Origin of the sequence: Dickeya parazeae Ech586 (genome assembly GCF_000025065.1) — a bacterium.
Classification (GTDB): Bacteria; Pseudomonadota; Gammaproteobacteria; order Enterobacterales; family Enterobacteriaceae; genus Dickeya; species Dickeya zeae.
Genome location: NC_013592.1, coordinates 4,044,413 through 4,071,235 on the forward strand (window position 1 = coordinate 4,044,413; position 26,823 = coordinate 4,071,235).

Consider the following 26,823-nt stretch of genomic DNA (forward strand, 5'->3'; position numbering starts at 1 on the left):
TGCTAATTCATTGTTGTTTAACCACAATATTTTCCTGTGAAGGATCAACGTGCACCATATGCAGTTTCTCGGTGGCGATCTGCTCGACACGGCTGTGATCGCCCAGGGCATTTTCTTCCAAAATCAGGTTGCGCCACTCGATATCCAGCGCATCACGCTCCAGCAACAACCGCTCACGCTCTGCCGTCAACAGACGTGTACGATGCGCCGTGGTGACCACCATGATGGCGGACACCAATACCGCTATCAGCAGCAACAGTGGTAACTTGCCATGACGCAGCAGGTCATCACCGATGACGCCGCCCAGCGAATGGCGCTCATTCCCGATCACGACGGCAGCCTCTCGGCAAAGCGCAATACCGAGCTGCGCGCACGCGGATTTTCTGCCACCTCATCATCCGGGGGCATCATTTTACCGATAGACTTGAGCGTCTGGCCGCCCTGGCTACGCAGTTGCTCTTCCGTCAGCGGCAAACCGGCTGGCACCTGCGGCCCCCGGCTATGCTGACGGATAAAACGCTTCACAATACGGTCTTCCAGCGAATGGAAGCTGATTACCGACAAACGCCCTTCGGGAGCCAGCACTTTCAATGCGCCGTCCAACGCCCGTTCGATCTCTTCCAGCTCACTGTTGATGTAAATGCGGATAGCCTGAAATGACCGGGTCGCCGGATGTTTGTGCTTTTCCCGAATCGGACTGGCGGCAGCAATCAACTCCGCCAGCGCTTTGGTTCGGGTCAACGGATCGATGCGGTTACGTTCCACAATCGCGCGGGCGATACGTTTGGCAAAACGCTCCTCGCCGAATGTCTTCAACACCCAGGCAATATCGTCTGCTTCCGCTTTCATCAGCCATTCGGCGGCAGACTGGCCCCGCGTGGGGTCCATACGCATATCCAACGGCCCGTCACGCATAAACGAGAATCCCCGTTCCGGGTCATCCAACTGAGGTGAAGACACGCCCAAATCCAGCAAAATACCGTCGATTTTGCCGGTCAGCCCACGTTCATCGACGTAATCAGCCAGTTCGGAAAAAGGTCCATGGATAATAGAAAAGCGAGCGTCATCAATGGTATTAGCCACAGCAACCGCCTGAGGATCGCGATCGATAGCTAACAAACGGCCTTCCGGCCCAAGGTGGGACAGAATAAGACGGGAGTGGCCACCCCGGCCAAACGTACCGTCGATGTAGATACCGTTGCTGCGAATGTTCAGGCCGTTGACGGCCTCATCCAGCAACACGGTGGTGTGATTAAACGTTTCTGCCATGACTATAGTGATAAGTCCCGCAGCCGCTCAGACAAGGGCTCCTGAGTTGACTGCTCTGCGTCAATATCTTCCTTGACTTGTCGATACCAGGTCTGTTCATCCCACAGTTCAAACTTGTTGAACTGCCCAACCAGCATCACTTCTTTCGTAAGACCCGCATGCTGACGTAGCGTCGATGCAATTAATATCCTTCCGGCATTATCCATCTGGCATTCACTGGCATGCCCGAGCAGCAGGCGCTGAACACGACGCTCAGCAGGGTTCATACTCGACAGGCGAGAAAGTTTCTGTTCGATAATTTCCCATTCAGGTAGCAGGTAAAGCAGCAGGCAGGGCTGATGCAGGTCGATGGTGCATACCATTTGACCTTGAGCTTCCTCGTTCAGTAAGTCCCGGTAACGGGTAGGAACGGCAAGCCGCCCTTTACTGTCGAGATTGACCAGCGTCGCCCCACGAAACATGACAGTATTTAGTCCTTCATGACCCTTTTTACCACTTTGCCCCACAAATCCCCACTATTGAGAGTTTACGGAGGGGATGAAAACCTTGTCAAGCCAGCACGGATGCGCCTGGGCATTATTTCCTGCCAGGTTCGAGAGTGAAAAAACAGTTCAAAAACCACCACGAAAAAATAATGCGGATTAAGGCTGTGATTATTTAAGGAAAATTAATGGCTTTCAGCGAGGGGGCTAAAGATATAGGATTTTTCCTTCGGTGCAATATTATTTTGACTGTCACCGTTCGATACCTATTTCTTAAATATTCTAACGATGTCGAAATATTTTTATAGGCTGATTTTTAAGCATTTTTAGAAATAATTATTCCAGTCTGCAAAAATCATGGCCAGAAAAATGAAATTATCGCCTCTGGGATCCCATTTTTTTGACCTGAACCACAGTGTCAGCCACTTCAACTCAGGTTATCTATTCATACCTGAAACATTAACCCGCTGTCTTACTCTTACCAGACGGAATAACTGGTTTTATTTCCAGTGCCATTCACATTCACTTGCAATTTACCATTCAGCAACGTTTCCGCTGCAATCTTTTTCTTTTCCGATTTCTTGTTTCCTCACCGGACCTCAATATTACTAATCATTTGTTTTATATAAAATTAAACACATGACTCACGATAAACGAACGAAAAAGATGATTTGCAACCATAAAGTCGCGCCCTTGAACAAAAAAAGACCAAAAATAAGTTTTTTAAGCTAGTTAAAACATAATAAATAGTTATGTACACTACAAAAAAACCAATAAAGCAAAATGAAACACCAAAAAATCGCACCATAAGCAACGTTATTGTCCTTCACCACGGAGCCATACGATATGTTTTCCTTTATTTCGCGCATGCGTGGCATCGTCGCCGATACGGTAGCCATGGTGGTGTATTGCTTCCTGACGGGTATGGCAATCGAAATCGTATTGTCAGGAATGACCTTCGAGCAGTCACTCTCCTCCCGATTATTGTCGATTCCGGTCAATATCGTGATTGCCTGGCCTTATGGGCTTTACCGGGACTGGATTGTTGCACTAGCGCTACGTCTGAACGCCAATTCGCGCTGGGGGAAAAATATAGCGGACCTGTTTGCCTACGTCAGTTTTCAGTCGCCCGTTTATGTCGCTATTCTGTTAACGATTGGTGCAGAACCATCACAAATTCTGAAAGCGGTCGCCAGCAATGCGATAATCTCGATGGTGATGGGAGTGGCGTACGGTTATTTTCTGGAATATTGCCGTCGCCTGTTTCGGGTGGATGTTTCTTCTCGCGCACAAATTGCTGACCATTAATTCTGAACAATAAACAGTCATATCAATATACCTGTCATACTTCACGTTACAGGTGTGTTGGCTGCATTCCTGAAGCTCGAATTATTTTGGGTATAAAGATAAAAATAAGAATTATCTCATGCGGTGCGGAGTAAAAAATGATTCCCGCACCGCATGATGTCGATCAATGACGACTCAAAAAACCACGACGATAGAGATTGCGACGAATACGGTACAAACCCGGCTTCGGTTTACGCGGCTCATCCAGACTGGCCAGTACCAGTTCCAGTACACGTTCAGCCACTTCACGATGACGCTGCGCTACCGCCAGCACCTGGCACTCAAGGAAATCCAGCAATTCATTATCGCCGAATGTGGCAATAGCCAGATTGTTCGGCAAGCGGCCACTCTGCCTGAGCGTTACATCCATCACACCCTGCAGCAACGGAAATGATGTCGTAAATAACGCCTGCGGCATGGGATGGGTTTTCAGGTATTCTTCAAACACTGCCGCCGCCGCACTACGCTCATAGCTGTTGGCATAGACATAATTCACCTGACGCGGATCCTCTGCGAAGGCACGTCTGAATCCTTGCTCACGCAAAAAACTCACCGACAGTTCCGGCAGTGCGCCCAGATACATAACCGATTCAGCAGGCACCTTACGCAGTTCCTGCGCCAGCATCTCAGCATCTTCCATGTCTGCGCCGACCACACTGGTGAAATGCTCACGGTCCAGTGCTCGATCGAGCGCGATCACCGGCAGAGGATCGTTGGCCCAGCGCTGATAAAACGGGTGTTCCGGCGGCAGTGCAGTCGACACGATGATGGCATCTACCTGACGCTGCAACAGATGTTCAATGCAGCGCATCTCATTATCAGGTTGATCCTCAGAACAGGCGATCAGCAACTGATAACCACGCTGCCGGGCCTGACGCTCCAGATAATTGGCGATGCGGGTGTAGCTGGTGTTTTCCAGATCGGGAATGACCAACCCGATCGAACGGGTACGCCCGGCGCGCAAACCAGCTGCGACGGCGTTCGGATGGTAGTTGTGCTCCCTGACCACCGCCATCACTTTCTCAACGGTCTTATCGCTGACACGATACTGTTTCGCTTTACCGTTAATCACATAACTGGCCGTCGTACGCGAAACTCCAGCAAGACGCGCGATTTCATCCAGTTTCACTGGCAACCCCTTAATAAGCCGGACAAAAAACAAAGAATGGAAAGATAACCATGCATTAACCGTGGATATGATACCGATCTAAACGCAGAAAACACTGACGGGCAACCGCTTTTATTATTTACAGCAATCAGGATCAAAAAAGCCCGGCTTCATGGCCGGGCTCAATAATACCATCAGAAAAGCAGGTATTGCTGTATGAAAATCAGCAAATCGTCAAACAATCGACGACATTTCAGCACCGCGTCAGCGCATAACGCGGTCTCCGCGCGATACGCCCACAATGCCGGAACGCGCCACTTCAACAATTTCAGCCGCTTCGCGCACGCTATTAAGAAACGCATCCAGCTTCTCACTGGTCCCCGCCAATTGCACGGTATACAGCGAGGCGGTGACATCGACTATCTGCCCACGGAAGATTTCCGCACTGCGTTTGACCTCTTCGCGGCCATAACCGGTGGCCTGCAATTTCACCAGCATCAGTTCACGCTCAACATATGCGCCCTGACCCAGTTCGCTAACCCGCAGCACGTCCACCAGTTTATGCAGTTGCTTTTCAATCTGCTCCAGCACTTTCTCGTCACCCACTGTCTGGATGGTCATCCGCGACAAGGTAGGATCGTCCGTCGGAGCGACGGTCAGGCTTTCAATGTTGTAGCCGCGTTGAGAAAACAGGCCAATCACGCGCGACAGAGCCCCCGATTCGTTCTCCAGCAATACCGACAAAATACGACGCATGATCAGGTCCTCTCCGTTTTGCTTAGCCACATCTCATCCATCCCGCCGCCGCGGATCTGCATCGGATAGACATGCTCGCTGCTGTCCACTCGCACATCCACAAACACCAGCCGATTTTTTTGCTCCAGCGCCGCTTTCAACTTCGGCTCCAGCTCATCCGGGGTATCGATGGTGATGCCGACATGGCCGTAGGCTTCCGCCAGCTTGACGAAGTCCGGCAGGGATTCCATGTAAGAACTGGAGTGACGGCCGGAGTAGATCATGTCCTGCCACTGTTTCACCATACCGAGGAAGCGGTTATTCAGGCTCACCACCACAATCGGCAGGTCATATTGCAATGCGGTAGACAGCTCCTGAATATTCATCTGGATACTGCCGTCACCGGTCACGCAGATGACCGTTTCTTCCGGCAATGCCAGCTTGATACCCAGCGCGGCAGGCAAACCGAATCCCATCGTCCCCAGGCCGCCGGAGTTAACCCAACGACGCGGCTGGTCAAACGGATAATACAGCGCAGCGAACATCTGGTGCTGCCCCACATCGGATGCCACGTACGCCTTACCCTGCGTCAGGCGATGCAGCGTTTCGATAACCGCCTGCGGTTTGATGGCGTCACCATCAGTGTTGTATTTCAGGCACTGACGGGCACGCCACTGCTCGATGCGCAACCACCAGTCACGCATCGCGTCGAATTTCTGCTGAACCTCGCCGCCTTGCGTCAGCAGCTCCAGCATCAGACTTAGCACCTGACGGGCATCGCCGACGATCGGAATATCCGCCGCCACGGTTTTAGAGATGGACGCCGGGTCGATATCAATGTGCAAAATGGTGGCGTTCGGGCAGTACTTCGCGAGGTTATTGGTGGTTCTGTCGTCAAAACGAACCCCAACGGCAAAAATCACATCGGCATTGTGCATCGCCATATTGGCTTCGTAAGTACCGTGCATGCCGAGCATACCGAGACTCTGGCGATGCGTGCCCGGGAAACCGCCCAGCCCCATCAACGAGCTTGCCACTGGCAGGTTGAGTTTTTCCGCCAGTTCGCGCAGTTCCTGATGACAATTGGCGTTGACAACGCCGCCACCGCTGTAAATGACCGGGCGCTCGGCGGCCAGCAACGTCTGCAACGCGCGTTTGATTTGGCCTTTGTGCCCCTGCACCGTCGGGTTATAAGAGCGCAGACTCACCTGATCAGGATAGGCATACGGCAGCTTTTTAGCCGGATTAAGAATGTCTTTCGGCAAATCCACCACCACCGGCCCTGGACGACCGGTAGACGCCAGATAGAAGGCTTTTTTCAGCACGGTGGGAATGTCTTCGGTCTGTTTAACCAGATAACTGTGCTTCACCACCGGGCGGGAAATCCCCACCATGTCACATTCCTGAAAGGCGTCATACCCGATAAGCGACGTCGCCACCTGGCCGGAAATCACCACCAGCGGAATGGAATCCATGTACGCGGTGGCAATACCGGTAATGGCATTGGTTGCGCCCGGCCCCGAGGTCACGAGCACTACCCCAACTTCACCCGTCGCTCTGGCGTAGCCGTCTGCCATATGTACTGCGCCCTGCTCGTGGCGCACCAGAATGTGTTCTATACCGCCAACGGTGTGCAGCGCATCGTAAATATCCAGCACCGCACCGCCTGGATAGCCGAACACATGTTTTACGCCCTGATCGATCAACGATCGAATCACCATCTCGGCGCCTGACAACATCTCCATGGGTTTGCCTCTTATTGTTCAGATAGCGAGTTGCTTCTGCATTGACAGGGGAACCCCCCGCGCTCATTAGACGATACACGGTGAATGAAACAAGAGCGTGCGAGCTTTCGCCACACGCCTGCGCTTTCGCAGTACATCGCCCGGGTTTTTACATATAACTTATTAACATAACGCCAGATTATGAAGCAGGCAAACGCCGCTGCCGGGCTGGCAACGGTGTGATAATGGTAAATCAACTGTTAAAAGAGGAACGAAACAGATAAAACGCTGGGGAGCGACCACGGCATTAAAAAATATCCCGCCGTGGTCAGGCATTACAGAGTGAAATATTGACGATAAAATTGCGACTCAACGTGCGTCATCGCCGTCAAAATGTCTGCTACTCGGTGTACATCGCCTCAATTTCCAGCTGATAACGCTGATGAATGACCTTACGACGGAGTTTTAATGTTGGAGTCAGTTCGCCTTCCTCCTGACTAAACGGCGTCGGTAGCAACGTGAATTTCTTCACCTGCTCAAAGCGGGCAAACTCTTTTTGCACCTCACGTAGCCGCTGTTCGAACAGCGACACAATGTGGTTATGGCGCAACAGCTCCAGCCGGTCCTGATAACGCAGGTTAATCGAATGGGCATACTCTTCCAGTGCGTCAAAACACGGCACAATTAACGCAGAGACATATTTGCGGGCATCCGCGATCACCGCGACTTGCTCAATGAAACGATCCTGCCCCAGCGCCCCTTCCAAATGCTGTGGCGCGATGTATTTGCCGCCCGAGGTTTTCATCAGATCTTTGAGGCGTTCGGTGATGAACAGGTTACCGTTCCCGTCTACGTCACCCACATCGCCGGTTTTAAACCAGCCATCTGGCGTGAACGCCGCCTCGGTGTCTTGTGGACGCTGGTAATAGCCGCGCATCACCGTCGCACCACGTACCTGGATTTCATTTTGCTCGCCGATACGCACCTCAATACCCGGCAATGGCGTCCCCACAGACCCGAGCAGGTACTGATTCGCCTCCCAGCAGGACACCGTGGCGCAGGTTTCCGTCAGGCCGTAGCCATAAACGATACGCACCCCCATCGCCTGAAAGAAAGCGATGATATTGTCATCCAGACGCGCACCTGCCGCTGGCAGAAAGCGAACCTTTCCTCCCAGCAACTGACGCAGACGCGACAACACCAGTCGATCGGCAAGCTGGCAGGTCAGCGCATTCCACACACCAGTGCGTTTTCCGGCCTGCTGGCGTAAAAACCGCTTCGTGCCCTGGGCGATTCCCCAATGAAACAGCGCACGTCGATGCCACGGTGCCTGCGCCACTTTTTCATGGATTGCGCTAAACACCTTCTCGTAAAAACGCGGTACGGCGCACATCACCGTCGGGCTCACCGCTGTCATCGCCGCACGTACCTGATTGGTATCACGCAGATACACATTCTGTGCGCCGCGGTGCATGATAAGGAAGCTCCAGGCACGCTCGAATACATGCGATAACGGCAAAAAGCATAGCGACACATCCTGTTCGCTTATCTGCAACCGCTCATCATGCAACATCAGTTGGGTTGCCATGTTGGCGTAATCCAGCATGACGCCTTTCGGCTCACCGGTAGTACCGGAGGTGTAGATGAGCGTGAACAGGTCGTGCAGATCCCGCTCTGCCACACGCTGGCACAGAACAGACTCCCACACGGATAACTCAGCCTGCGCTTCAAACTCCTGCAGTGAGACGGCAATATCGCAACCCCGGCGGCGTGTCTGCTCATCAAGCAAAATAATGGTGCGCAGTTGTGGACAGGTACTGCGTAGCGACATCAGCAAATCAAACTGTGCCTGGCCGCCCACAAAAACGGTTCGGATATCCGCCTCATTGAGAATAAAGGCCGCCTGTTGCGCCGCACTGGTGGCATAAAACGGCACGGTAATCGCGCGCACGTGCAACAATGCCAGGTCTGCCAGCGACCAGTTGATCGAATTATCAGAGAAGATGGCCACCCGCTCCTGAACATCAACGCCCACTCCCAGCAGGCCGCAGGCGATGCGGCGAATACGCTCGCCCACCTGATGCCAGTCAAGTTGCTGTTCCTGACCGGGTTCCCATTCACGAAACGCCAGCGCGTCAGGACGTTGGGCTATTTGTTGCTGAATGCGGTGAACCAGGTGGTATTGTGGGAGTGAATTCGTCTTCATGCGCGTAAAAGTCTGACAATCTCAAAAATAGGCGTAAAAACCGGGCAGGCAGTCTACCGCGCCCATCAGTAGCGTCAAAGCCCTTTACGCCGCTTTTCCACCAGGAATGTGACGGGCAAAACACCCCGAATATCACCACCGGTGATGATCCCGATGTTGACATCACTGCGGGAATCAAGTACCAATAAAAGCAGAACTTCGTTTTCAACTCATTTTGGATACTGAAACAGCATGTTTAACGTCGCTCAGCTACTAGGCCTACTACTAAACGCATCTTACTTGCGCGGTATGCCGGTGGGCGAAATTCAGAGCTGATTTCAGGTCACCCCCATAAAAAACCCGCGCCGTTGCGCGGGTTTTTTTTTACTCGCCGGGCGCCCAGGCTAACAGAACAAAGGAAGAAGACCGATGAACCAACAAGTGATTATTTTCGATACGACGTTGCGTGACGGTGAGCAAGCGTTGCAGGCCAGCCTGAGTGTGAAAGAAAAGCTCCAGATTGCCCTGGCGCTGGAAAGGATGGGCGTCAATGTGATGGAAGTCGGGTTTCCCGTCTCCTCTCCCGGCGATTTCGAATCGGTACAAACTATCGCCCGTAACATCAAAAACAGCCGTGTTTGTGCCCTGGCACGTTGCGTTGAAAAAGACATTGATGTGGCGGCCGAATCCTTGCGCGTCGCCGAGGCGTTCCGTATCCATACGTTTATCGCCACCTCGCCGATGCATATCGCGACCAAACTGCGCAGCACGCTGGATGAAGTCATTGAGCGGGCCACGTATATGATTAAACGCGCCCGCAACTACACCGACGATGTGGAATTCTCCTGTGAAGACGCTGGCCGTACCCCGATCGAAGACCTGAGCCGGGTAGTGGAAGCCGCCATTAACGCTGGCGCCCGCACCATCAATATCCCGGATACTGTCGGTTATACCCTGCCCCACGAATTCGGCAACATCATCGCCTCGTTGTACCAGCGTGTGCCGAACATCGATAAAGCGATTATTTCCGTGCACACCCATGACGACCTCGGTCTGGCGGTGGGCAATGCTATAGCAGCGGTGCACGCGGGTGCTCGTCAGGTAGAAGGTACACTCAACGGCATCGGCGAACGCGCGGGCAACTGTTCACTGGAAGAAGTGATCATGGCCATCAAGGTACGCAGCCAGTTGATGAACCTGCACACCAGCATCAACCATCAGGAAATCTACCGTACCAGCCAGATAGTCAGCCAGATCTGCAACATGCCGATCCCGGCCAACAAAGCGGTAGTCGGCGCCAATGCGTTCGCTCACTCTTCCGGTATCCATCAGGACGGCGTGCTGAAAAACCGCGAAAACTACGAAATCATGACGCCGGAATCCATCGGCCTGAAAGAAGTGCAGTTGAACCTGACCTCCCGCTCTGGCCGTGCCGCCGTTAAACACCGCATGGAAGAAATGGGCTATAAAGAAGGCGACTACAATCTGGATACGCTGTACGCCGATTTCCTCAAACTGGCCGACAAGAAAGGTCAGGTGTTCGACTATGACCTGGAAGCGCTGGCGTTTATCAACAACCAGCAGGAAAGCTCCGAATTCTATCGGCTGGACTACTTCAGCGTGCAATCTGGTTCTAGTGTTATGGCTACAGCGTCCGTCAAATTGTCATGTGGCGACGAGACACTGTCTGAAGCCGCTACCGGTAACGGTCCGGTTGACGCCGTGTATCAGGCCATTAACCGCATTACCGGCTACCCGATCAATCTGGTCAAATACCAGTTGTCCGCCAAAGGGCAAGGTAAAGAAGCGCTCGGCCAGGTGGACATTGTGGTGGAATATCAGGGCCGCCGTTTCCACGGCGTCGGTCTGGCGACGGACATCGTCGAATCCTCCGCCAATGCGATGGTTAACGTATTAAACAACATCAAACGTGCGCAACTGGTTGAAAAAGAAGTGCAGCGTTTGCAGCAACACAACAAACACAACAGTCAGGAAACAGTGTGATGAGCAAGAGTTACCATATTGCCGTCTTACCCGGTGACGGCATCGGCCCGGAAGTGATGGCTCAGGCGTATAAAGTATTGGATGCGGTTCGCCAGCGTTTTGGTTTGCGCATCACCACCAGCGAATACGACGTCGGCGGCATCGCCATCGACCGTCAGGGGACGCCGCTGCCACAGGGAACGATCGAAGGCTGTGAACAGGCCGACGCCATTCTGTTCGGCTCGGTCGGCGGCCCGAAATGGGAACATCTGCCTCCGGCAGAGCAACCCGAGCGTGGCGCGCTGTTACCCCTGCGCAAACACTTCCGCCTGTTCAGCAACCTGCGCCCGGCGCGTCTGTATCAGGGATTGGAAGCCTTCTGCCCGCTGCGTAGCGACATCGCCGCCAACGGTTTCGACATTCTGTGTGTACGTGAACTGACCGGTGGTATCTATTTCGGCCAGCCGAAAGGCCGTGAAGGTAGCGGCATGTACGAACGCGCTTTCGATACCGAGGTGTATCACCGTTTCGAAATCGAGCGCATTGCCCGCATCGCCTTTGAATCAGCGCGCAAGCGTCGGAGCATCGTCACCTCTATCGATAAAGCCAACGTGTTGCAAAGTTCGATTTTGTGGCGCGAAATCGTCAACGAAATCGCCCGCGATTACCCGGATGTTCGCCTGAATCATCTGTACATCGACAACGCGACCATGCAGTTGATTAAGGATCCGTCCCAGTTTGACGTGCTGCTGTGTTCTAACCTGTTCGGCGACATCTTATCCGACGAATGCGCGATGATCACCGGCTCAATGGGGATGTTGCCGTCAGCCAGCCTCAACGAACAGGGCTTTGGTCTGTACGAACCGGCCGGTGGTTCCGCACCAGATATCGCCGGCAAGAACATCGCCAACCCGATCGCCCAAATCCTGTCCGCCGCGCTGTTGCTGCGTTACAGCCTGGGTGCAGATGATGCCGCCACCGCTATTGAGCAGGCGGTCAACCGGGCGCTGGCGGAAGGTTACCGCACCGGCGATCTGGCTAGCGGCGGCAACGCCGTCACCACCGATGAAATGGGCGATGCGATTGCCCGGTTTGTAGCAGAAGGGGCGTAATCATGGGTAAGACCTTATATCAGAAATTGTTCGATGCGCATGTGGTACACGAAGCACCGAATGAAACCCCGCTGCTGTATATCGACAGACATCTGGTGCATGAAGTGACTTCACCGCAGGCATTCGACGGTTTGCGCGCCATGGGCCGTAAAGTCCGCCAGCCGGGCAAAACCTTCGCCACCATGGACCACAACGTCTCGACTCAGACGCGTGATATCAACGCCAGCGGCGAAATGGCCCGTATCCAGATGCAGGAGTTGATCAAAAACTGTGCCGAGTTTGGCGTGCAACTGTATGACCTGAACCATCCATTTCAGGGCATCGTGCACGTTATCGGGCCAGAACAAGGTATGACGCTGCCGGGGATGACCATCGTTTGTGGTGACTCCCACACCGCCACCCACGGCGCGTTCGGCGCACTGGCATTCGGTATCGGCACCTCTGAAGTCGAGCATGTACTGGCGACGCAGACACTGAAACAAGGCCGCGCCAAAACCATGAAGATCGAGGTTGTGGGCGACGCAGCCCCCGGCATCACCGCGAAAGACATCGTACTGGCCATCATCGGTAAAACCGGCAGCGCTGGCGGCACCGGCCATGTCGTGGAATTCACCGGCAGCGCTATCGAAGCGCTGAGCATGGAAGGCCGCATGACCTTGTGCAACATGGCAATCGAAATGGGTGCCAAAGCCGGTCTGGTCGCGCCGGACGACACCACCTTTGCTTACCTGAAAGGCCGCCAGTTCGCGCCAACCGGTAGCGATTGGGATGCCGCCGTCGAGTACTGGAACACCCTGCGCTCCGACACTGATGCGCACTACGACACTATCGTCACACTGAATGCCGCCGACATCGCGCCGCAAGTGACCTGGGGCACCAACCCCGGTCAGGTGATCGCCGTCGATCAAATCATCCCGGCACCGGAATCCTTCCATGATCCGGTAGAGCGCGCCTCGGCAGAAAAAGCGCTGGCGTATATGGGCTTGCAGCCGGGCGTGAAACTGACGGAGGTGGCAATCGACAAAGTGTTTATCGGTTCGTGCACCAACTCCCGTATTGAAGACTTACGCGCTGCCGCCGCCATCGCCAAAGGGCGCAAAGTGGCCGACGGTGTGCAAGCCTATGTTGTCCCCGGCTCCGGCCCGGTCAAAGCGCAGGCTGAAGCCGAAGGTCTGGACAAAATCTTCCTGGATGCCGGTTTCGAATGGCGTCTGCCCGGTTGCTCTATGTGTCTGGCAATGAATAACGACCGTCTGAACCCGGGCGAGCGTTGCGCCTCGACCAGTAACCGTAACTTTGAAGGGCGTCAGGGCCGTGGTGGCCGCACCCATCTGGTCAGCCCCGCGATGGCGGCGGCAGCGGCGATTACCGGTCGTTTTGCAGACATTCGTGAACTGAATTAAGAGAGGCAACCATGGCTAAATTTACCCAACACACTGGTTTGGTGGTGCCGCTGGATGCCGCCAACGTCGATACCGACGCGATTATCCCGAAGCAGTTCCTGCAAAAAGTGACCCGTACCGGTTTCGGTCAGCATCTGTTTCACGACTGGCGTTTTCTGGACGATGCTGGTCAGCAGCCTAACCCGGATTTCGTGCTGAACCAGCCGCGCTATAAGGGTGCAAGCATTCTGCTGGCACGCGAAAACTTCGGCTGTGGCTCTTCCCGCGAGCACGCGCCGTGGGCGTTGACCGACTACGGTTTTAAGGTGGTGATCGCCCCAAGCTTCGCCGATATTTTCTACGGTAACTCGTTTAACAACCAGCTGTTGCCGGTTAAATTGAGCGATGCCGATATCGACGACCTGTTCAAACTGGTAGCCAGCCATGAAGGCATTACCTTCACCGTGGATCTGGAAGCACAGCAGGTTAAAGCGGGCGAGAAGACCTACTCGTTTGAAATAGACAACTTCCGCCGTCACTGCATGATAAACGGTCTGGACAGCATCGGCCTGACGCTGCAGCACGACGCATCCATCGCCAGTTACGAGCAGCAACAACCGGCGTTTCTGCGCTAGTTTTGCCTTGTAGGCTTTTAAACCACTTAAGTGCAGATGAAGGGTTTTCCGGCGTCAAAAACTGTGCTGAGGTGGGCGACTTCGCCGGGTGAGCGGCATGGATGCCGCGAAAGCCCGTGCCGCGTCTGGAACGCGTCACGGGCGGCCCGAACAGCGAAGGCGAACACAGAAGGGACCGCGTTAGCGGCACAGTTTAGCCACACAGCCAGTAGTCAAGGAGAGGCGGCGTCTGAGCCTCTCCTTGTCGTGCGTGCGATGGTGCTGCAAAGCGAGAATCGACGTTATAACGCACGAAACCTCTCACCGATCTTGCATAGACTCGTCAGCAACAAAACAACACGGTTGTTTGTCAACAACCTCAATGAGAACGAGGACCGCGGCTCCAGTAGGCCATAAAGGTGATAGATTCTTGCGCCAGGCCTTTTTCTGCCAGCAGATACCGACGCAACGCTTTCACCGCTGAGGATTCAGTGGCCACCCACCCGAAAAACTGACCTTGTTGCGCACTGGCCGGTTCCCAGACCTTCTCACCTTCAGCGATATCCGCCACCATCACTGGCTGTGCCGCTACTACCTGCGCTGTCGGGCATGACCAATGGCGCGCCGCCTCCAGCAAGCGCTCACCATAGGTCGCGCCCGTGCCTTCACGCGGCAACCAGACTACCTCGGCGAACGGTAACTGGCGATAATCGTCAGTGCAATCCGCCTGTAACGGTACTTCGATAAATGCCTGCACCTGCGGTGGGTTATCCTGCTGCGCCAACTGTTCCAGAATGCCTTTGATGGCTGGCAACGCGGTTTCATCGCCCATCAACAACACCTGACGGGTGTTGACTGACAACACCCACTCATAACCGCCGTTATCACCGGCAAAATCACCACGCGGTGCCACCACCTGCAATGTCGCGCCCGGCTGTGCACTCAACACCCAAGCAGAAGCGGGGCCTTCCGTGCCATGCACCACGAATTCCACCACCATTTCGCCGGTTTCAGTATCCAGACTGCGCAACGTATAAGTACGCGGGATGGGACGCTGTGGCTTCGGCATGGCCTGCACCATCTGATACCACTCGCCCACATCCGGCAGGCGTGGCGGTGTACCGTCTTCAGCAGGCAACAGCACTTTAATGCGTTGATCCGGCGCGCAGATTTTCATCTTTTTCACCGCCTCGCCACGAAAGACACAGCGCATTAGCGAGGGGGTAAGCAATGTCTTATGGGCCAACGTCACATCAAACACTTTATATTCCTTTACCCCAGCCATAACCTGCCTTTACCTCTTTGTTAGTGACTCCACGGCAACACGCCCCAATAACCGGTTCCGATGCCAAACGTCGACTGTTTTAACATTAAAAAATGCTAATGAGAACCATTATTGAATCAATTTTAATTCTCACATAAGACCAGTACTGTCAGTGCGGGATTGCCCGCGTGATCACGGTTTTATCCGGTACTTTTGCCCTATTCTGATCGTTCGTTATTCACGAGATAAGGAGACCTCATGACACGCATCATCCGGTGTTATCGCCTGAGCCTCTCCGGCGACTGTCGCCCCTGGTTCAACATCGACCACCGCCTCACCGACGATTTCCCACGCTCGCTTCATGCCTGATTCAGCTTTGCTCTGATTTTTTCCTGTTATTTCAATTTATTGTTTTTTGACGTCATACAGCGGCAAATCGGCCTGCTGACGGCGTTATGGAGAAAGTGCATGAAACGCATCCCTGAGCCTTTTCGTATCAAAATGGTAGAAAACATCCGTATGACCACCCGCGACGAACGGGAACGCGCCTTGCAGGAAGCAGGCTACAACCCGTTTTTGTTACGCAGTGAGGATGTCTACATCGACCTGCTGACCGACTCCGGTACCGGCGCCATGAGCGACCGCCAGTGGGCCGGGCTGATGATGGGCGACGAAGCCTATGCCGGGTCGCGCAACTACTACCATCTGTGCGATCAGGTGAAAGCGCTACTGGGTTATCCGTTCACGATTCCGACCCATCAGGGCCGTGGCGCGGAACAGATTCTGTTCCCGTGTCTGATTGCCAAAAAGCAACGCGCTGGCGGCGGCAAAAAGCCGGTGTTCATTTCCAACTTCCATTTTGACACCACCGCGGCCCATGTAGAGCTAAACGGTGCACGCGCCATCAATGTGGTGACTCCCAAAGCCTTCGACACCACCACCTATTACGACTGGAAAGGCGACTTCGACCTTGACCTGTTACAGACCACCATCGAGCAACACGGTGCGGATAACGTGGTGGCCATCATCACCACCGTCACCTGCAACAGCTCCGGCGGCCAGCCGATTTCAATGGGCAATATGCGCGAGGTGTATCGCATCGCGCAGCAACACGGGATCCCGGTCGTGATCGACTCCGCCCGGTTTTGCGAAAACGCCTGGTTTATCAAGCAACGTGAAGCCGGTTATGAGAACCGCTCGATCAAAGCGATCGTCCATGAGATGTACCAGTACGGCGATATGCTCACCATGTCGGCGAAGAAGGATCCGATGGTGAACATCGGCGGACTGTGCTGTTTTCGCAGCGACGAAGATCTGTTCAACGAGGTACGCATCCGCTGTGTACCGATGGAAGGCTTCGTGACCTACGGCGGGCTGGCCGGGCGCGACATGGAAGCGTTGGCTATCGGTCTGGAAGAAGGTATGAACGAAGACTACCTGACCTATCGTATCGGCCAGGTGACCTATCTCGGCGAGCGCCTGCGTGCCGGTGGGATTCCGATTCAATACCCGGTGGGCGGACATGCGGTATTTGTCGATGCGAAAAAACTGCTGCCGCATATCCCGGCGGAACAGTTCCCGGCACAGGCGCTGAATAACGAGCTGTATCTGGAAGCGGGCATCCGCAGTGTGGAAATCGGTTCATTGCTGCTGGGGCGTGACCCGGACACCGGCGAACAGAAACCATCGCCGCTGGAACTGCTGCGTCTGACCATTCCGCGCCGGGTGTATACCAACGATCACATGGACTATATCGCCGACTCGCTGATTGCACTGAAAGAAAGGGCCAGCAGCATCAAAGGTCTGACATTCACCTATGAGCCGCCGGTATTGCGCCACTTTGTCGCCCGGCTGAAACCGGTGGAATAACGCGCCACCATAAAACCTGCCATAAAAAAAGCCAGCGGAGCACTCCGCTGGCTGGTGAACAGCACCATTACTCAGAACACTGTGGCAGTTTCCCGCCACCGTTCTCACTCTCATTCGATAGCCACCGGCATTACAGCCAGCGGCGATACTCTTCCTCGTCCATATCCTGGATCTGCCACTGCGTAACCTGTAACAGCAATGCCATTCGCTGTGGAGCGGTGAGTACACCCCATCCCCGCCGACAGCCTCGGCAAAGCCAGCGACGATAAAAGCGGAATAACCGGTACATATAGCCTCCCCTTCACGACGGTTCGCGTACAGAACCATTCACTGATACTCAGTATCCGCGTAATATAGGGAAAAATATATTGATGACCTTGAGTCGTGGAGTTCCCCTTTTATGTCCTCCCCACGCCTGCAACAACAGTTCATTCGGTTATGGCAATGCCTGCAAGGTCAGGATACTGACACTACGCTGCAGGAACTGGCCGTGTTGCTCAGTTGTTCCCGTCGCCATGTCCGCTCGCTACTCAACGCCATGCAACAGCAAGGCTGGCTCACCTGGCAGGCAGAAGCCGGGCGTGGTAAACGCTCGCGTCTCAGTTTTCTCTACACCGGGTTAACCCTGCAACAGCAGCGGGCCGAAGACTTGCTGGAGCAGGACCGCATCGACCAGTTGGTACAACTGGTGGGTGACAAGGAAACCGTACGCCAGATGCTGATGTCACACCTTGGTCGCAGCGTACGACAAGGGCGCCACCTGCTGCGCATCCTCTATTACCGCCCAATGCATAACCTGTTGCCCGGCAGTGCGTTACGGCGCTCGGAAACCCATATCGCCCGCCAGATTTTCAACGGGCTGACCAGCCTAAATGAGGAAAATGGGGAACTGTTACCGGATATCGCGCACCACTGGCAGGCGTTGTCACCCTTGCACTGGCGTTTCTACTTGCGCCCGGCTATTCGTTTCCACCACGGTCGGGAACTGACGATGGAAGACGTGATCGCCTCGTTATCCCGGTTAACGTCGCTGCCGCTGTTTTCCCATTTAGCCGACATCTCGTCACCGACGCCGTTCGTGCTGGATATCCGGCTCAGCATGCCGGACGACTGGCTACCGTGGTTGCTCGGCAGCGTACCGGCGATGATCCTGCCGCAAGAATGGCCAACGCTGCCGGATTTTATGCGTCAACCGGTGGGCACCGGGCCCTATAAGGTGGTGCGCAATTCCCCCAATCAGCTAAAAATCGCCGCGTTTGACGATTACTTCGGCTACCGGGCGCTGATTGATGAGGTCAGTATCTGGGTGCTGCCTGACGCCCCGACTATCCCCGCCTGTACCGTCACGCTGCAAGGTGATGACACCACCGACAATGAACTGGAGAATCGGCTCGAAGAAGGCTGTTATTTCCTGCTGTTTGACCGCCGTTCTGCGCCAATGACAGACCCGGAGGTCCGCCACTGGCTGTGTCAGGTATTAAGCCCGGTAGCGATGCTTGCCCTGGCCGACAGCCCATACCAGAGTGACTGGTCCCCTGCCTATGGCTTGCTACCGCGCTGGCATCACAGCCCGCCGCGTGCGGTCCGGGAAAAACCGGCCGGTCTGACCCACCTCACGCTCACTTACTACCGTGACCACCCTGAGTACGCGGTGATAAGCGACATCATGAGCCGCCTGCTGGCATCACACGGCGTCACACTGACGCTACGCAGCCTGGAATTCGACGCCTGGTGCCAGGGCACCGATGTCGGCGATATCTGGCTCGGTAGCGCCAACGTCTATCTGCCGCTAGAGTTTTCGCTGTTCGCGATGCTGTATGAACTGCCGTTGCTACGACACTGTTTGGGGGAAGACGAGTTGGATAGCACCGCGCGCCAGTGGCGTCAGGGTTCCCTGTCGCTGGCAGAGTGGAGCCAGTCGCTGGTCAGTAACCAGCAACTTCACCCACTATTCCATCACTGGTTGCGGTTGCAGGGGCAGGCCAACATGCGAGGGCTGCACATGAACACACTGGGTTGGTTCGATTTCAAGTCGGCCTGGTTCGCACCGCCCGCCCCCACCACCTGACCCTCCGCTCCCCGTCATGGCGCTTTTCCTGATGTGACAAACACTTTACAATGGTGTCGTTCTCAACGGGGTGCGGCCCCAACATTCATGTACCAGTCGTCATGTACGAAGGGTCATGCACGAACAACCATGTACGTTTGCGCCGCTGAGAAAATACCCGTCGAACCTGATCCGGTTAATACCGGCGAAGGGATTTGAGACTGCATTCTGCTTGCTCAAAGACCTTTGCCGCCTTCAACAATTTGGAGCGCAAAGTGTTAAAGAAATTATTGTCCTGCCTGTTATTGCTGTCCGCCCCTGTGTTTGCCAAACCCATCCTGACGGTCTACACCTACGACTCGTTCGCCTCGGAGTGGGGCCCCGGCCCGGCGGTCAAAACCGCGTTTGAAAAAGAGTGCGACTGTGAGCTGAAATTCGTGGCGCTGGAAGATGGCGTCGCCCTGCTCAACCGCCTGCGAATGGAAGGTAACAATACATCGGCGGATGTGGTACTGGGGTTGGATAACAATCTGGTACAAGCCGCAGCACAGACCGGCCTGTTCGCCCCGCATGGCGTGAACACCAGCACGCTGACAGTGCCCGGTGGCTGGCACAACGCGACCTTCCTGCCGTTCGACTACGGTTATTTCGCCTTCGTCTATAACAAAGACAAACTGAAAAACCCGCCCAAAAGCCTGCATGAACTGGTGGAAAGCGACCAGCCGTGGAAAGTGATCTACGAAGATCCGCGGACCAGCACTCCGGGGCTGGGATTACTGTTGTGGATGCAAAAAGTGTATGGCGACAAAGCACCACAAGCCTGGCAGAAACTGGCGGCGAAAACCGTTACCGTGACCAAAGGCTGGAGTGAAGCCTACGGCCTGTTCCTGAAAGGTGAAGCCGATTTGGTACTGAGCTACACCACCTCACCGGCCTACCATCTCATCGCTGAGAAAAAAGACAGCTATGCCGCCGCCAATTTCAGCGAAGGCCACTATATGCAGGTCGAAGTCGCCGCCTCACTGGCTGGCAGTAAAAACCCGCAACTGGCGGCACGCTTCCTGCAATTTATGATAAGCCCCACCGTGCAACAGCTCATTCCGACCACCAACTGGATGTACCCGGTGATCAAAACCGAGCTGCCTGAGGGCTACAACACCCTGACGCTGCCAGCCAGTGCGCTGGAGTTTACCCCGCAGCAGGTCGTGGAACAGCGCGCGAATTGGGTTCAGGCATGGCAGCGCGCCGTCAGCCGCTGATCGCAGACTGGCTGTGGCCAGGGCTGCTGGCCACGGTTCTGTTGATCGCTACCGCGGCACTGGCGTTCGGCGCACTGTGGCTGGACGCCCCCCCGGCCCCCTGGCTGTCGCTGTGGAATGACAGCTACCTGTGGCATGTCATTCGCTTCAGCTTTTGGCAAGCGTCATTGTCCGCACTGCTTTCCACCTTGCCCGCGCTATTTCTGGCGCGGGCGTTGTATCGCCGCCGTTTTCCCGGTCGCCGTTTGCTGCTGCGGTTGTGCGCGATGACGCTAGTACTGCCGGTGCTGGTGGCGGTATTCGGTATACTCAGCGTCTATGGCCGGGAAGGCTGGCTGGCACGTTTGCTGATGCAGGTGGGCATCGAGTACCGGTTTTCGCCTTACGGCTTGCAGGGCATCCTGCTGGCTCATGTCTTTTTTAATCTGCCGCTGGCAACCCGGCTGTTCTTGCAGGCGCTGGAAGGCATTGCGACCGAACAACGCCAGTTGGCAGCCCAACTGGGCCTGCGCGGCTGGTACTTCTTCCGATTGGTGGAGTGGCCGTGGCTACGCCGCCAGCTCTTACCCGCCGGGGCACTGATTTTCATGCTGTGCTTTGCCAGCTTTGCTACCGTGCTGGCGCTGGGCGGTGGTCCGCAGGCGACGACTATCGAACTGGCTATTTATCAGGCGTTAAACTTTGACTATGACCCTGCCAGAGCCGCGCTGCTGGCGCTGTTGCAGATGGTCTGTTGTCTGGGGCTGGTGTTACTCAGCCAACGGCTAAGCCGGTTATTGGCAGTAGGCGTCAGCAACCGCCAGCGCTGGCGAGACCCACAGGACAGCCTGTTTAGCCGGGTCACCGATACACTACTGATTACAGCGGCGCTGTTATTGTTGTTGCCACCGCTACTGGCCGTCTTCGCTGATGGGCTAAATCGCTCGCTGCCGGACGTATTGCGCCAGCCTGCACTATGGCAAACGCTCTGGACTTCACTGCGTGTCGCGCTGGCGGCAGGTGCGCTCAGCGTAGCGTTAACCCTGATGTTATTGTGGAGCAGCCGTGAACTGAAACTGCGTCAGCAACGGTTAGCCGCCCAGTGGCTCGACCTGAGCGGTATGCTGATTCTAGCGATGCCGGGCATTGTGCTGGCGTCGGGGTTTTTCCTGCTATTCAATCGAACTATCGGGCTACCGTCCTCCCCTTACGGGCTGGTGGTGCTAACCAATGCGCTGCTGGCCATTCCTTATGCGATGAAAGTGCTGGAAAACCCGATGACGGACGCCGCCGCACGTTACAGCTTGTTGTGTCAGTCACTGGATATTCGTGGCTGGAATCGACTCAGGGTGGTGGAACTGAAGGCGCTACGCGCGCCTATTGCACAGGCGCTGGCCTTTGCTTGTGTATTATCGGTGGGTGATTTCGGCATCATCGCGCTATTTGGCAACGAGCAGTTTCGCACCCTGCCGTTTTACCTTTATCAACAGATTGGCGCTTATCGCAGCGCTGATGGTGCGGTAACGGCGCTGCTACTGTTAGTACTGTGCTTTACGCTGTTTACCCTGATTGAGAAACTGGCAGGCTTACATGATAGCGCTTCATAAGTTGACCTACCTCTACCAACACTTGCCGATGCGCTTCGATTTACAGGTGCAACCCGGCGAGCGCCTTGCCATTCTGGGCCCGAGTGGCGCGGGGAAAAGTACCCTGCTGAGCCTGATAGCGGGCTTTCTGTCAGCCGATAGCGGCCAGTTACAGCTTAACGGGCAGGATCATGCTGCCACGCCCCCGGCGAAACGCCCGGTGTCGATCCTGTTTCAGGAAAACAACCTGTTCCCCCATCTGACGCTGGCGCAGAATATCGCCCTTGGCCTGCATCCCGGCCTGAAATTAAGTACGGATCAGCAGCAAACACTACGTGATATCGCGGGCCGCATGGGGCTTTCGCCACTGCTGGAACGCCTGCCGTCGCAGGTGTCTGGCGGGCAACGCCAGCGGGCGGCACTGGCGCGTTGCCTGATTCGCCAGCAACCAATCCTGCTGCTGGATGAACCGTTTTCCGCACTCGACCCGGCGCTGCGTCAGGAAATGCTGTCACTGGTGGATGAAATTTGCCGCGAACGGCACCTGACGCTATTAATGGTGTCACACCAGTTGGAAGACGCCATACGCATTGCGCCACGCAGCATACTGGTGGTAGACGGCCGAATCTATCACGATGGCCCGACCAGCGAACTGGCGCAGCATGCACAGGCCGCGAAAATACTGGGGCTGGGATGACAAACACCCCATTTAAAATGTGACATTAAGCACATTTCTGTGGTTTTGCTGTGTTGAAGCCTTGTCTATTTTTCCGCGCTCATGGTTATATGGGAGCGCAAATTAACCAAAACGAACATTAAGGTTACCCGTGAAACACACCACCTCTACTTTCGCACTACTAAACAACGCCGCGCTGCTTGACGCGGTCGTCGTCGTGCGCGTGGTGGTCGTGGTCGGCAGCGCGCCGTAACGGGTTCCGAATCAAACCTAGATTCCCAAACCCCGCCGGCGCAAGCCGAGCGGGGTTTCTTTATGTCCACCCTCCCCGCTCCTCCTGACACCGGCTCTGATAAAGGATATGACTATGCGTTATACAGGAGCTGAGCTGATTATCCGTCTGCTGGAGCAGCAAGGCATCACCACAGTAAGCGGTATTCCGGGCGGCGCGGCGCTGCCGTTGTACGATGCGTTGGGAAAAAGCCACATCATTCGCCATGTACTCGCCCGCCATGAACAGGGTGCCGGATTCATCGCTCAGGGGATGGCTCGCGCCAGCGGTAAAGCCGCGGTATGTATGGCTTCCAGCGGGCCCGGTGCCACCAACCTGCTGACGGCCATCGCCGATGCCAAGCTCGATTCTATTCCACTGGTGTGCATCACCGGTCAGGTGCCTTCCAGCATGATCGGTACCGACGCGTTTCAGGAAGTCGACACCTATGGCATCTCGATCCCGGTGACCAAGCACAACTATCTGGTGCGCGATATCAGCGAACTGCCGCAGGTGATTAATGACGCCTTTCGGCTGGCACAATCCGGCCGTCCTGGCCCGGTCTGGGTGGACATCCCTAAAGACGTGCAAACCGCGACCATCGAACTGGCAGAGCTGCCTGCACCAGCCACGCTGTCCCCGGCTCCGGCTGTCGATACCCATGCTCTGAACGCGGCGGCGGCGATGATCAATCAGGCCAAACGCCCGATCCTGTATCTGGGTGGTGGGATCATTAGTGCAGATGCGCATCAACACGCCATCGAACTGGCTGAACGCGCTGGGTTACCCACCACCATGACGCTGATGGCGCTGGGCGCAATGCCAGTGGATCACCCGCTGTCACTGGGTATGCTGGGTATGCATGCCGCCCGCTATACCAACATGATCCTGCAACAGTCTGATCTGTTGATCGTACTGGGCGCCCGTTTTGACGATCGCGCTATCGGTAAAGCGGAAGAATTCTGCCCGGATGCCCGTGTTATCCACATCGATATCGATCCCGCTGAACTCGGTAAGATCCGCCAGCCGCATGTCGCACTTCACGCCGATGTCGCGCAAGCGCTGGAGCAGTTACTGCCATTGGTCGAACACCAGCCCCGTACCGAGTGGCTCGAACAGGTGCGTGCCCTGCAACGTGATTTTCCGTTCAATATGCCAAATGCCGACGACCCGCTCAGCCATTATGGGTTGATCCGCGCGGTGGCGGCGCAACTGGACGACCAGGCCATCATTACCACGGACGTAGGTCAGCACCAGATGTGGGTCGCGCAGGCGTATCCACTGCGACGTTCACGCCAATGGCTCACCTCCGGCGGTTTCGGCACCATGGGCTTTGGCGTACCGGCAGCTATCGGCGCGGCGCTGGCAGAACCACAACGCACCGTGGTCTGCTTTTCCGGTGACGGCAGCCTGATGATGAACATTCAGGAAATGGCTACCGCGGCGGAAGAGAACCTGAACGTCAAAATCGTCCTGATGAACAACCAGTCACTGGGGTTGGTGCACCAACAACAAGAGCTGTTCTATAAGCAGAACTTTGTAGCATCAGACTACCGTTACCAAACCAACTTTCTGGCGATCGCCGCCGGATTCGGTTTCGCCACCTGCGATCTGAACGCGGCGAAAGACCCGCAAGCCGCCTTGCGCGACGCACTGCAACGCCCCGGCCCGACATTGATTCACGCCGCGATTGATATCAACGAAAAAGTGTTCCCGATGGTACCGCCGGGTGCCGCCAATATTGAGATGATTGGAGATTAAATTATGCAGACTTCATCGACGACTGCACAGGTCACACTGGAACTCTCAGTACGCAACCACCCAGGCGTAATGTCCCATGTGTGCGGGCTGTTCGCCCGCCGCGCGTTCAACGTGGAAGGCATCATGTGTATGCCGCTACCCGGCAATGAACAAAGCCGCATCTGGCTATTGGTGAAAGATGATCACCGCTTAGCGCAAATGGTAAGCCAGGTAGAAAAGCTCGAAGATGTATTACAGGTGACTCGCCATGGCGAAGAGATGAAAATCTTTGATCAGGTAGCGGAGTTTTACCGCTAACCCTCAGAAGGCGATACCGCTCTGTCTGGTATCGCCTCCACTCATTTAGCGGTTTAAAAACTTACCCATTGAGAATTTGCCACAGCAGGTGTCGGTAAACCGGCATCAACGGGTGCTGCCACAACTGCCACAGACTGATGACCGCGATAACTGCCGTCAATGGTGCCAGCCATCGCAGGCGCGCCAGTGTCAGCCAACCGGTTGGTTCCGCCGTATTCCCACGAGGAGCACGCCACCACAGCCATACCAGCCAGCCCGCACTCCACAGCAAGACAGCCGTCACCAGCAACAGCCACTTAAAGCTACCGCTGTCCGCCTGTTTGGGAATATCAATCGCCACACCGGCCAGAATACCGGGCAGCAGATACACCGGTGGCCAGGTAAGACAACCGATGATATTCGGCAGTGCAAAACGCCGGGGCGATAACTGCAACATCCCCGCCACCATCGGGATCAGCGGTCGGGTCGGGCCAAAAAACCGACCAATCAGAATAGTCGCCATACTGTGCTGGTGCAGCATTTTCTCCGTGCGATACAGGTATGCCCGGTGCTTTTGCAGGAACGACCAGTTATGCAGTTTCTCGTTAAAGTGCCAGCCGATGAAATAGGAAATCCAGTCCCCCAGCAGACAACCAATGATGCCCATCCCCCAGGCGGGATACAGCCCCATATTACCGCTGCCGATCAAGGTGCCCAGTGACGCCATCATGATTGTGCCGGGTAACAGCAACCCTACTAACGCCAGTGACTCCAGAAACGCCACCAACAGTACCGCCGTCAGCGAATACGCCAACGATTGAGTGATCAGATGCTCCAGCCAGGCTTCCATACGTCTCTACATTTCTGCTTTTTTATAAACAAAGATAACGGGATGATAGCAGGAAACCGCTGGCGTATGGCAGGAAGGAGTAAAAGTGCCTCTGGCACGGTACTCATCATCACCGATGCCTCGCTTCCTTGAAGCGGCACTATTTTGTTGTTATAAAAGCAACACTTTAAAGTCGTGAATGGATTTACCGATGGAAGAAGCCAGGATTGCTTTTCCTGTTGGCAAAGGGCAAGTCAACAGGGTTGAAGATGTCAAAACCGTTCAACAGTTACTGAATAGCCGCTCAAATGGAACACTGAGCGTTGATGGTATTGTCGGTATCAGAACACAAACCGCCATCACACACTTTCAACGCCAGATAGTCGGGATGCATTCGCCTGACGGTATCGTCTCCCCGAATGGCCCCACACTGAGAAAATTAAATCATCTTCATATCCGACGCCCGGCAACTTCTCAACCCTCGTTTTCCAGCGATTCTGGTGACAGCGTTTCCGAAGAACTCTATCTGAATGCCGCCAGAGAATTAAACTGCGAAGTGGCGGCAATCAAAGCGGTGGTAATGACGGAAACGGCACTAAATAGTGCGTTCCTTAGCCCAGGAAAACCTAAGATACTCTATGAACGGCACTACTTCCGACGGCTAACTCAGGGTAGGTATGACCGATCGCATCCGGATATATCGGGTTCTCGTTATACATCCTATGGCTTAGAAAGCCAACAATATGAACGACTTGAAACAGCAATAATACTGGATCGACGAGCGGCATGGATGTCAGCCTCATGGGGTGCATTCCAGATTATGGGGGAGAATTATAGAACCGCAGGCTTTGATGATATCGAAAGTTTCGTTTCTGCAATGAGAAGTATTGACGGTCAGGTGTTCGCTTTCATTAATCATGTAAAAAATACCCCTATTCTACTTTCTGCATTAAGGCATAAAGACTGGGTAAAATTTGCACGATCTTATAATGGTGTTTCCTACGCAGAAAAGCACTACGATGTTAAAATAGCAAATAATTATCAAAGATTAACTAACAGGTAATA

General features: G+C 54.9%; 26 protein-coding genes and 1 riboswitch. Of the genes, 16 read left to right on the forward strand and 10 right to left on the reverse strand.

Annotated elements, in window-relative coordinates; all coding sequences use genetic code 11:
• Positions 1–7: 7 nt before the first annotated feature.
• From ftsL to mraZ, 3 genes are read right to left on the reverse strand one after another with little or no spacing between them, the layout of a single operon-like run.
• Positions 8–331 carry a cell division protein FtsL gene (ftsL, locus tag DD586_RS17585; protein WP_012886170.1) on the reverse strand — a complete coding sequence of 108 codons (324 nt, stop codon included), beginning with the start codon at positions 329–331 and terminating at the stop codon, positions 8–10.
• Positions 328–1,269, reverse strand: coding sequence for a 16S rRNA (cytosine(1402)-N(4))-methyltransferase RsmH (rsmH, locus tag DD586_RS17590; RefSeq protein WP_012886171.1), 942 nt, complete (start codon positions 1,267–1,269; stop codon positions 328–330). Before rsmH ends, ftsL begins: the two co-directional genes overlap by 4 nt.
• Before the next feature lie 2 nt (positions 1,270–1,271).
• Positions 1,272–1,730, reverse strand: coding sequence for a division/cell wall cluster transcriptional repressor MraZ (gene mraZ, locus DD586_RS17595; protein ID WP_012886172.1), 459 nt, complete (start codon positions 1,728–1,730; stop codon positions 1,272–1,274).
• A gap of 867 nt (positions 1,731–2,597) precedes the next feature.
• Between mraZ and DD586_RS17600 the strand changes: the two genes are divergently transcribed.
• Positions 2,598–3,059: an L-alanine exporter AlaE gene (locus DD586_RS17600; protein ID WP_012886173.1), complete on the forward strand. Its 462-nt coding sequence runs from the start codon at positions 2,598–2,600 to the stop codon at positions 3,057–3,059.
• A gap of 163 nt (positions 3,060–3,222) precedes the next feature.
• On the opposite strand, the gene cra is transcribed toward DD586_RS17600, so the two are convergent.
• From cra to DD586_RS17620, 4 genes are all read right to left on the reverse strand, one after another.
• Positions 3,223–4,227 carry a catabolite repressor/activator gene (gene cra, locus DD586_RS17605; protein ID WP_012886174.1) on the reverse strand — a complete coding sequence of 335 codons (1,005 nt, stop codon included), beginning with the start codon at positions 4,225–4,227 and terminating at the stop codon, positions 3,223–3,225.
• Positions 4,228–4,470: 243 nt separating this feature from the next.
• The gene (gene ilvN, locus DD586_RS17610) at positions 4,471–4,962 is read right to left on the reverse strand and encodes an acetolactate synthase small subunit (RefSeq protein WP_012886175.1); all 492 of its coding nucleotides are present in this window, start codon (positions 4,960–4,962) and stop codon (positions 4,471–4,473) included.
• A gap of 2 nt (positions 4,963–4,964) precedes the next feature.
• Positions 4,965–6,686, reverse strand: a complete 1,722-nt coding sequence (ilvI, locus tag DD586_RS17615; RefSeq protein WP_012886176.1) for an acetolactate synthase 3 large subunit — start codon at positions 6,684–6,686, stop codon at positions 4,965–4,967.
• A gap of 379 nt (positions 6,687–7,065) precedes the next feature.
• Complete coding sequence (locus DD586_RS17620) at positions 7,066–8,871, reverse strand: AMP-dependent synthetase/ligase (protein ID WP_012886177.1); 1,806 nt, start codon at positions 8,869–8,871, stop codon at positions 7,066–7,068.
• 231 nt (positions 8,872–9,102) lie between these two features.
• Between DD586_RS17620 and leuL the strand changes: the two genes are divergently transcribed.
• The 5 genes from leuL to leuD all read left to right on the forward strand — a co-directional run bounded on the left by leuL (position 9,103) and on the right by leuD (position 13,962).
• Entirely contained in the window at positions 9,103–9,186 is an 84-nt protein-coding gene (gene leuL, locus DD586_RS22530) for a leu operon leader peptide (protein ID WP_110371466.1), read from the forward strand.
• Between the two features lie 93 nt (positions 9,187–9,279).
• The gene (gene leuA / locus DD586_RS17625; RefSeq protein ID WP_012886178.1) at positions 9,280–10,854 is read left to right on the forward strand and encodes a 2-isopropylmalate synthase; all 1,575 of its coding nucleotides are present in this window, start codon (positions 9,280–9,282) and stop codon (positions 10,852–10,854) included.
• The gene (leuB, locus tag DD586_RS17630) at positions 10,854–11,945 is read left to right on the forward strand and encodes a 3-isopropylmalate dehydrogenase (protein WP_012886179.1); all 1,092 of its coding nucleotides are present in this window, start codon (positions 10,854–10,856) and stop codon (positions 11,943–11,945) included. Before leuA ends, leuB begins: the two co-directional genes overlap by 1 nt.
• A 2-nt stretch (positions 11,946–11,947) precedes the next feature.
• Positions 11,948–13,348: a 3-isopropylmalate dehydratase large subunit gene (gene leuC, locus DD586_RS17635; protein WP_012886180.1), complete on the forward strand. Its 1,401-nt coding sequence runs from the start codon at positions 11,948–11,950 to the stop codon at positions 13,346–13,348.
• Positions 13,349–13,359: 11 nt separating this feature from the next.
• Positions 13,360–13,962, forward strand: a complete 603-nt coding sequence (leuD, locus tag DD586_RS17640) for a 3-isopropylmalate dehydratase small subunit (protein ID WP_012886181.1) — start codon at positions 13,360–13,362, stop codon at positions 13,960–13,962.
• Positions 13,963–14,320: 358 nt separating this feature from the next.
• On the opposite strand, the gene DD586_RS17645 is transcribed toward leuD, so the two are convergent.
• Positions 14,321–15,226 carry a siderophore-interacting protein gene (locus tag DD586_RS17645; RefSeq protein ID WP_012886182.1) on the reverse strand — a complete coding sequence of 302 codons (906 nt, stop codon included), beginning with the start codon at positions 15,224–15,226 and terminating at the stop codon, positions 14,321–14,323.
• Between the two features lie 237 nt (positions 15,227–15,463).
• Between DD586_RS17645 and tnaC the strand changes: the two genes are divergently transcribed.
• Both tnaC and tnaA read left to right on the forward strand, forming a co-directional pair.
• Positions 15,464–15,574 (forward strand): tryptophanase leader peptide, encoded by a 111-nt coding sequence (gene tnaC, locus DD586_RS21570; RefSeq protein WP_012768352.1) that lies wholly within the window; start codon positions 15,464–15,466, stop codon positions 15,572–15,574.
• 99 nt (positions 15,575–15,673) lie between these two features.
• Positions 15,674–17,074 carry a tryptophanase gene (gene tnaA / locus DD586_RS17650; RefSeq protein ID WP_012886183.1) on the forward strand — a complete coding sequence of 467 codons (1,401 nt, stop codon included), beginning with the start codon at positions 15,674–15,676 and terminating at the stop codon, positions 17,072–17,074.
• Positions 17,075–17,204: 130 nt separating this feature from the next.
• Here tnaA and sgrT read toward each other — a convergent pair whose 3' ends face one another.
• Positions 17,205–17,363 carry a glucose uptake inhibitor SgrT gene (gene sgrT / locus DD586_RS17655; protein ID WP_012886184.1) on the reverse strand — a complete coding sequence of 53 codons (159 nt, stop codon included), beginning with the start codon at positions 17,361–17,363 and terminating at the stop codon, positions 17,205–17,207.
• A 111-nt stretch (positions 17,364–17,474) separates the two neighbouring features.
• On the opposite strand from sgrT, the gene sgrR reads away from it, so the two are divergent.
• The 7 genes from sgrR to ilvN (DD586_RS17685) all read left to right on the forward strand — a co-directional run bounded on the left by sgrR (position 17,475) and on the right by ilvN (DD586_RS17685) (position 24,950).
• The gene (gene sgrR, locus DD586_RS17660; protein ID WP_012886185.1) at positions 17,475–19,142 is read left to right on the forward strand and encodes an HTH-type transcriptional regulator SgrR; all 1,668 of its coding nucleotides are present in this window, start codon (positions 17,475–17,477) and stop codon (positions 19,140–19,142) included.
• Positions 19,143–19,198: 56 nt separating this feature from the next.
• Positions 19,199–19,353: riboswitch (TPP riboswitch) on the forward strand.
• 43 nt (positions 19,354–19,396) lie between these two features.
• A complete protein-coding gene (thiB, locus tag DD586_RS17665; RefSeq protein WP_012886186.1) occupies positions 19,397–20,380 on the forward strand; it encodes a thiamine ABC transporter substrate binding subunit in 984 nt (327 codons plus the stop codon).
• Entirely contained in the window at positions 20,356–21,966 is a 1,611-nt protein-coding gene (thiP, locus tag DD586_RS17670) for a thiamine/thiamine pyrophosphate ABC transporter permease ThiP (protein WP_012886187.1), read from the forward strand. Before thiB ends, thiP begins: the two co-directional genes overlap by 25 nt.
• Entirely contained in the window at positions 21,950–22,642 is a 693-nt protein-coding gene (gene thiQ / locus DD586_RS17675; RefSeq protein WP_012886188.1) for a thiamine ABC transporter ATP-binding protein ThiQ, read from the forward strand. Before thiP ends, thiQ begins: the two co-directional genes overlap by 17 nt.
• Before the next feature lie 130 nt (positions 22,643–22,772).
• Entirely contained in the window at positions 22,773–22,874 is a 102-nt protein-coding gene (locus DD586_RS22060; RefSeq protein ID WP_100224696.1) for an ilvB operon leader peptide IvbL, read from the forward strand.
• 114 nt (positions 22,875–22,988) lie between these two features.
• On the forward strand, positions 22,989–24,653 hold the full coding sequence (ilvB, locus tag DD586_RS17680) for an acetolactate synthase large subunit (RefSeq protein ID WP_012886189.1): 1,665 nt from the start codon (positions 22,989–22,991) through the stop codon (positions 24,651–24,653).
• A 3-nt stretch (positions 24,654–24,656) separates the two neighbouring features.
• On the forward strand, positions 24,657–24,950 hold the full coding sequence (ilvN, locus tag DD586_RS17685; RefSeq protein ID WP_012886190.1) for an acetolactate synthase small subunit: 294 nt from the start codon (positions 24,657–24,659) through the stop codon (positions 24,948–24,950).
• 61 nt (positions 24,951–25,011) lie between these two features.
• On the opposite strand, the gene DD586_RS17690 is transcribed toward ilvN (DD586_RS17685), so the two are convergent.
• The gene (locus DD586_RS17690) at positions 25,012–25,779 is read right to left on the reverse strand and encodes a DedA family protein (protein WP_012886191.1); all 768 of its coding nucleotides are present in this window, start codon (positions 25,777–25,779) and stop codon (positions 25,012–25,014) included.
• Positions 25,780–25,969: 190 nt separating this feature from the next.
• On the opposite strand from DD586_RS17690, the gene DD586_RS17695 reads away from it, so the two are divergent.
• Entirely contained in the window at positions 25,970–26,821 is an 852-nt protein-coding gene (locus tag DD586_RS17695; protein ID WP_012886192.1) for an N-acetylmuramidase domain-containing protein, read from the forward strand.
• The last annotated feature ends 2 nt before the right edge of the window (positions 26,822–26,823 follow it).

Bases quoted from the DNA above. Each gene is read 5' to 3' on its own strand.
- rsmH (WP_012886171.1), bottom strand. From the start codon at position 1,269: ATGGCAGAAACGTTTAATCACACCACCGTGTTGCTGGATGAGGCCGTC.
- mraZ (WP_012886172.1), bottom strand. From the start codon at position 1,730: ATGTTTCGTGGGGCGACGCTGGTCAATCTCGACAGTAAAGGGCGGCTT.
- DD586_RS17600 (WP_012886173.1), top strand. From the start codon at position 2,598: ATGTTTTCCTTTATTTCGCGCATGCGTGGCATCGTCGCCGATACGGTA.
- ilvN (WP_012886175.1), bottom strand. From the start codon at position 4,962: ATGCGTCGTATTTTGTCGGTATTGCTGGAGAACGAATCGGGGGCTCTG.
- ilvI (WP_012886176.1), bottom strand. From the start codon at position 6,686: ATGGAGATGTTGTCAGGCGCCGAGATGGTGATTCGATCGTTGATCGAT.
- DD586_RS17620 (WP_012886177.1), bottom strand. From the start codon at position 8,871: ATGAAGACGAATTCACTCCCACAATACCACCTGGTTCACCGCATTCAG.
- leuL (WP_110371466.1), top strand. From the start codon at position 9,103: ATGTTTAACGTCGCTCAGCTACTAGGCCTACTACTAAACGCATCTTAC.
- leuA (WP_012886178.1), top strand. From the start codon at position 9,280: ATGAACCAACAAGTGATTATTTTCGATACGACGTTGCGTGACGGTGAG.
- leuB (WP_012886179.1), top strand. From the start codon at position 10,854: ATGAGCAAGAGTTACCATATTGCCGTCTTACCCGGTGACGGCATCGGC.
- leuC (WP_012886180.1), top strand. From the start codon at position 11,948: ATGGGTAAGACCTTATATCAGAAATTGTTCGATGCGCATGTGGTACAC.
- leuD (WP_012886181.1), top strand. From the start codon at position 13,360: ATGGCTAAATTTACCCAACACACTGGTTTGGTGGTGCCGCTGGATGCC.
- DD586_RS17645 (WP_012886182.1), bottom strand. From the start codon at position 15,226: ATGGCTGGGGTAAAGGAATATAAAGTGTTTGATGTGACGTTGGCCCAT.
- tnaC (WP_012768352.1), top strand. From the start codon at position 15,464: ATGACACGCATCATCCGGTGTTATCGCCTGAGCCTCTCCGGCGACTGT.
- tnaA (WP_012886183.1), top strand. From the start codon at position 15,674: ATGAAACGCATCCCTGAGCCTTTTCGTATCAAAATGGTAGAAAACATC.
- sgrT (WP_012886184.1), bottom strand. From the start codon at position 17,363: ATGTACCGGTTATTCCGCTTTTATCGTCGCTGGCTTTGCCGAGGCTGT.
- sgrR (WP_012886185.1), top strand. From the start codon at position 17,475: ATGTCCTCCCCACGCCTGCAACAACAGTTCATTCGGTTATGGCAATGC.
- thiP (WP_012886187.1), top strand. From the start codon at position 20,356: ATGGCAGCGCGCCGTCAGCCGCTGATCGCAGACTGGCTGTGGCCAGGG.
- thiQ (WP_012886188.1), top strand. From the start codon at position 21,950: ATGATAGCGCTTCATAAGTTGACCTACCTCTACCAACACTTGCCGATG.
- ilvB (WP_012886189.1), top strand. From the start codon at position 22,989: ATGCGTTATACAGGAGCTGAGCTGATTATCCGTCTGCTGGAGCAGCAA.
- ilvN (WP_012886190.1), top strand. From the start codon at position 24,657: ATGCAGACTTCATCGACGACTGCACAGGTCACACTGGAACTCTCAGTA.
- DD586_RS17690 (WP_012886191.1), bottom strand. From the start codon at position 25,779: ATGGAAGCCTGGCTGGAGCATCTGATCACTCAATCGTTGGCGTATTCG.
- DD586_RS17695 (WP_012886192.1), top strand. From the start codon at position 25,970: ATGGAAGAAGCCAGGATTGCTTTTCCTGTTGGCAAAGGGCAAGTCAAC.